Source organism: Lacticaseibacillus camelliae DSM 22697 = JCM 13995 (assembly GCF_001311195.1).
Taxonomy (GTDB): Bacteria; Bacillota; Bacilli; order Lactobacillales; family Lactobacillaceae; genus Lacticaseibacillus; species Lacticaseibacillus camelliae.
Map to the genome: position 1 here is coordinate 1 of NZ_BBAJ01000117.1, position 4,955 is coordinate 4,955.

At 60.5% G+C, this 4,955-nt stretch carries 8 protein-coding genes; 1 reads left to right on the plus strand and 7 read right to left on the minus strand.

From position 1 onward, the window contains the following. On the minus strand, window positions 1–400 hold a 400-nt coding region (locus JCM13995_RS12830), incomplete at its 3' end, for a lactate/malate family dehydrogenase (RefSeq protein WP_439645223.1). 367 nt (window positions 401–767) lie between these two features. Between JCM13995_RS12830 and JCM13995_RS12835 the strand changes: the two genes are divergently transcribed. Then, window positions 768–1,349: a type 1 glutamine amidotransferase domain-containing protein gene (locus JCM13995_RS12835; protein ID WP_225350910.1), complete on the plus strand. Its 582-nt coding sequence runs from the start codon at window positions 768–770 to the stop codon at window positions 1,347–1,349. Between the two features lie 36 nt (window positions 1,350–1,385). Here JCM13995_RS12835 and JCM13995_RS14760 read toward each other — a convergent pair whose 3' ends face one another. The 6 genes from JCM13995_RS14760 to JCM13995_RS12860 all read right to left on the minus strand — a co-directional run. Then, window positions 1,386–1,526 carry a hypothetical protein gene (locus JCM13995_RS14760; RefSeq protein WP_156314499.1) on the minus strand — a complete coding sequence of 47 codons (141 nt, stop codon included), beginning with the start codon at window positions 1,524–1,526 and terminating at the stop codon, window positions 1,386–1,388. Continuing rightward, window positions 1,520–2,389, minus strand: a complete 870-nt coding sequence (locus tag JCM13995_RS12840; RefSeq protein WP_082397869.1) for an exo-beta-N-acetylmuramidase NamZ domain-containing protein — start codon at window positions 2,387–2,389, stop codon at window positions 1,520–1,522. The genes JCM13995_RS14760 and JCM13995_RS12840 overlap by 7 nt, the downstream gene beginning before the upstream one ends. A gap of 133 nt (window positions 2,390–2,522) precedes the next feature. After that, window positions 2,523–2,801: a bacteriocin immunity family protein gene (locus JCM13995_RS12845; RefSeq protein ID WP_082397870.1), complete on the minus strand. Its 279-nt coding sequence runs from the start codon at window positions 2,799–2,801 to the stop codon at window positions 2,523–2,525. A gap of 232 nt (window positions 2,802–3,033) precedes the next feature. Then, complete coding sequence (locus JCM13995_RS12850; protein ID WP_054666317.1) at window positions 3,034–3,882, minus strand: triphosphoribosyl-dephospho-CoA synthase; 849 nt, start codon at window positions 3,880–3,882, stop codon at window positions 3,034–3,036. Between the two features lie 12 nt (window positions 3,883–3,894). Next, window positions 3,895–4,671 carry an alpha/beta fold hydrolase gene (locus tag JCM13995_RS12855; RefSeq protein ID WP_054666320.1) on the minus strand — a complete coding sequence of 259 codons (777 nt, stop codon included), beginning with the start codon at window positions 4,669–4,671 and terminating at the stop codon, window positions 3,895–3,897. A 64-nt stretch (window positions 4,672–4,735) separates the two neighbouring features. Further along, window positions 4,736–4,955: phosphoribosyl-dephospho-CoA transferase MdcG domain-containing protein (locus tag JCM13995_RS12860; protein WP_305068853.1), on the minus strand; the 220-nt coding region annotated here is incomplete at its 5' end.

Sequence of the window (4,955 nt, forward strand, 5' to 3'; positions counted from 1 at the left end):
CGGACAGGCGCAGCACCAGCTCGGTCAGCACGTCGACCGGGTTGGAGCCACCAGGATGATGCCGTCGAAGTGGTTGGCCATGATGTTCTTGGTGATGTCCGTGATGATCGCCGCGTTTTTTCGCCAGCAGCTGCAGGCGCGTTTCGCCAGGCTTTTGCGCGACGCCCGCCGTGATCACGACCAGGTCCGCGTACTCGACATCGGCGTAGCTCGCCGCGTAAATGCTTTTCTGCGCCACGTACGGCAGCGCGTCGGACAGGTCCTCGACGTCGCCTTGCACGCGGGTCATGTTGACATCGATGATGCCCAGGCTGCCGCCCACCCCGCTGGTGAGCAGGTTAAACGCATAACTGGAGCCGATCGCACCGTCGCCGATCAAGACAATATTGGCAGATTTCATGAGGCGTTCCTCCTTATGGACTGAGTGAAGTGACCACCGCTGCGGGCAGGCCTGAAGACGGCTGGCCGCGCTTTAATTGCGTCTTCAGTATACAGGCCGCGTCGGTGAAAAGAAAATATTTGCGCACCGCACAAGGATCTCGCACCCACCATGTTCGCCCTATCCGAACCGCCAATAATGCGTTAGAATTAAAGCGCATACATAGGCGACGTGCTGCTAACTCATTGCCAATTGCACCTGCCGCATATCATAGGAGGAGTGGTCTTGAAAAAAAATCCTCGTTGTCTTAACTAACACGACTCAGTTCACCAAGAAGCCCGAAGCCACCGGCCTCTGGCTGGGTGAGGCGACCGAGTTCGTCGACATCATGGCGTCACATTACCAAATCGATTATGTCAGCCCGCAAGGCGGCTATGTGCCACTGGACCCGCGCAGCCTGAAAGCCGCCGACGCCGCAGTGCTGGCGCGGTACCGCGACCGTGAGTTCCAGCGCAACGCTTTGTGCGACACGTTAGCCCCGGGCGTGATCAACCCCACCGACTACGCGGCCATTTACTACACCGGCGGCCACGGCGTGATGTTCGATTTTCCGGAGAACCCAGCGCTGCAAACCATCGCGCAACAAATCTACGCTTCAGGCGGCTATGTGACGTCGGTCTGCCACGGCATCGCCGGCCTGCTTAACTTGCGAGACGACCAAGGCCAGTACCTCATCGCCGGCCGCCACGTGACCGGATTCACGACTCAAGAGGAAATCCTCTCGCAAAAGCGCGGCCTTGTCCCGTTTTTGAACGAAAAAGTCGCGGCAGACCGCGGTGCCCACTTCGACAAAAAGGTCCCGTTCCGGCCGTTTGCGATCAAGGACGGCCAGCTGATCACGGGGCAAAACCCGTGGAGCGTCAAATCCGTTGCCAACACCTTGCTGCAGGCGCTGGCCGGGACAAATTAAAACCCGCGCCACAGAATCTGCACGGGTCTTGAAACTTTACTGATAGAGACGAGCGGCCTTGCTTGCTTCGGCAAACTTGGCGCCCGCCTTTTTGTTCGCACTTTTCAGGGCGCTGAGCTCCTGGCTGAACACATCGACTTCACCCGTCAGCGCAGCCAGGCGTTTCGCGTCTACCACCAGCTCACTGGGGTGTAGCGCGTGCAACGCGAACAGAATGTCCAGTCCGACGTTGAGCAGTTGCGGCTGCCACAGGTGCTGCAGGTGGACCTGAATACCTTGCAGACCTCGCCCTGGTACTGGCCCGCCAGCGGTTTGAACACGGTCGGCCGGTAGTGGACCTGCCTGCTTTGCCCGGCCAGGGTCTGGCTGAGCATTTCGCTGAGTTTTTGGCTGTTCAGCCACGGCGCCCCGAACTGCTGAAACGGCAGCGCGGTGCCGCGCCCGACCGAAACATTGAGCCTCTCAAGCAGCCCCAGTCCCGGCAGCAGCGCCACGCTGGCCAGCGTAGGGAGAAATTGCTTCGGTGCGATCCACGGCAGGTCATTTTCCGCCACCGTGCCGGTCGCGTCCCAACCGGTCACCGGCACCACCCGCAGGTCGCAGTCGATTTGCGGATTGGCCCAGCGCGCCAGCTCACCCGGCGTCAGGCTGTGTAAAATAGGTAGCCCTGCCACGCCATCAGCAGAAGCCAGCGCCGCCGGCATCGGCGTGCCTTCCGGATCCAGGCGGCCAAGCGGCAGCACGCGGTCAAAGACCACGAAAGGCACATCCGCCTCGGCTGCCGCCTGCATGCCCGCCAGCTCCAGCGCCACACTAGCATCGAACCGCACGCCGGTGGCCGCGATGTCGTAAGCCAGCACGTCCACGTCAGCCAGCGCCCCCACGGGCAAATTGGCGCCAGTGAAGTTCACGACCGGCACCGCCGAAACCGGCGCGGTCGCCTCTCCTTGGCAGAACAGTTTAACGACTTTCCCTAACGTGTTCAGCACCTGCGCGTCAGGGGTGAAGTCCTTAGCGACCCCGGTCTGATTAGTGATCAGCGATGCGCTGCCCCTTCAGTGTTTTTTCTGCCATTTGACTGTTGTCGATTCCGTTATTGGCCATCGTCTGCCCCCTGTTTTTCGTTAAGTATAACGTACCGCACCTGCCGCCAAGTCGGCAAATTACTCGGCTTTACAGTTCCGTCATTCCCATGCCGCGCTGGCCCCAGCCGTGATAGGACGCCGCCAGCCAGGAGAGAAAGTGGACCCCAGCAGACGAAAGCTGACCGCGGGCGGCCAGCGGGGAAAGCTGACGTTGAAGGTCGGCTGCGACCCGCGGCTCGTAGACGTGCTTGGTCAGATCCGCCTTGGCACTTTGGAGGATCGCCACTTCTTTTGCCGGGGTTGCATCGTCGGCCAATAGCTGATCCACTTGTTGCAGTAAATTAGGCGCCTTGTCTTTGCTCATCATGAGCCTCCTTGAATGAGATGGCCTGAACTGGCCAGCAGAAACCGGTCACCAAAAACCAATGCGTCCAGCGTACCACCACTGACCCCCGTTCGGCCACGATTACTTGACCGGCGCCGGACCGACCGAATAAAGGCGGCTTATGAACTCGTTTTAGCTGGCGAAACCATGCGCCAAGAGACAAAAAGTGCCTCGCCTCACTAACTGAATAGCGAAACGAAACACCAGTAACTGATTAAATCACGCCGTTCACCAGCGCGAGAAAAGTCGTCAAGATCAGCATATCCGCGGAGCCGCCAAGACTCAGGTTCCGCCTTAAAAAGTCGCTGTTCATTTGGGCGAGTAACTTTTTGCCAGCGTCAGTGTGGGTGCCCCCGGCATCAAGAATTGCCTGCGCCTGGGCCTGCGCGTCAGCCACGACAGCAGTGGTCCCGGCGCGGTGGATCAGATTGGTATCCTCGAAATGGGCCACGATTGCCAGCAAGCTGTCGAGCAGCCGCTCGTTCAAGCTGCCTTGGGCCTGCTTCAGCGTGGGCAACCCATGCGCAAAGACGCTAGGATAGCCGGCTTCGGCCTCGCCGCGCACCCCGGTCAATCCGTGGGCCAGGTAGAGTTTCTCCCCGGCCGTCAGCGCGGCCGCGGGTTTGCCTGCCGTGTGGGCGAAGTCCTGCTCAGTCAGTCCCGCCAGCATCTGCTGAACGACGGCCTGCACCGATGCGGCACCTGGTGCGGCCTGCTGATAGGCCGTCGCCGCGACCAGGATGCCCAGCGAAAAGATCGCGCCTTTGTGGGTGTTAACCCCGCCAGTCGCCTGGTACATCGCCTTTTCCGCCTGGACGCCGGCCGGGCGCAGCTGTTGGAACAGCGCGGGCAGCTCAGCTGTCCACCCCGCGCCCGCAGTGGCACAGAACTGCAGGTAAGGCTGCAGGCTGAGGCTGGAGTCGATGAAGGTAAACACCGTCATGTCCGGATGCGGACCGGCGCTGACCGGATCGACCAGCCCTGGCTTGGGATTGACGCTCACTTCGTAAAGAAGTGCACGCGTGGCAAAATTGGCGAGCTGCGCCGAGCTATATGACGACATAAAAGAGTCCTTTCACTTGTTCTGCATCATGAAGTGCCGCAGCGTCTGGTTGAACGGCTCCGGCACCTCGGCCATGATATCATGACCGCAATTGGGAATCATCACCTCACGCACATGCGCGTTGCGGCGCATCACCCACTGGCCGTACCCATTGTTGAAATACGGGGTCTGCAAGGCGGTCACAAACAGTGTCGGCGCCGTTTCCGCCGTCGCCGCCCCGCGCCAGTCCGCTTCGTAATGATTCTTGAGCAGAGCAAGCCCTGCCTCATGGGAAAACGGATGGCGACTTTCGGCGCGGATGAAGGTGTTCATCACCTGGGGCGCCATGCCGTGCAGGGTCTCGTGGCCCGGGCGCGGTCGCACCAGCTGCACCGGTGCGGTGCGTGCGGTGAGGCCCTGAAACCCGTACGGCCAGTCAGGCGTGTTGATCATTTTCGGCGACTGATCCACGATCACTAGTCCGCTGACCGCAACTTCTGGATACTTTTGGCGAAACGCCCACAGCACGCTGGCACCCATTGAGTGCGCGACCAGCAGCGGCCGGGTCAGGTTCAGTCCTTTAATGACAGCCAGCAGATCATCCGCCAGCTGCTCAAGACTGGTTGCCACGGCCCCGATCGATTCGCCCTGGCCGCGGTAGTCGAAACACACGGTTTGCGCGCGCCGGCTAAACGTTGCCATTTGCGCGGTCCAAATCTCCTTGTAGCTGCCAAACCCGTTGAGAAACACCACCGGACGGCCGCTGCCTTCAGTTTGAATGGCTAATTTTGCTTCAGGCACTTCTAACACTTTTAACGCTCGCTTTCAAAATGCCAGGGGTCATCTGTCAATTGGGGACCGCTCGCCGTTTTCATCATGATCTGAGCGTCCCGGTGCTGGGCGTACTCCTCCAGGGAGAAGCGTCCTGACCGTGAACCACCTGAATGTCCGCGTGCGCGCCGGCAATGGCCTGCAGCCGCTGGACCAACTGCGCGGCGGCGGCCAAGCTCAGCGGCTGGGCTGGGCGATTCATGATAACATCCACGTCCGAAACCGGGCGGGCCATTTTCAGCCCGGTCACCAGCTCGAACTGC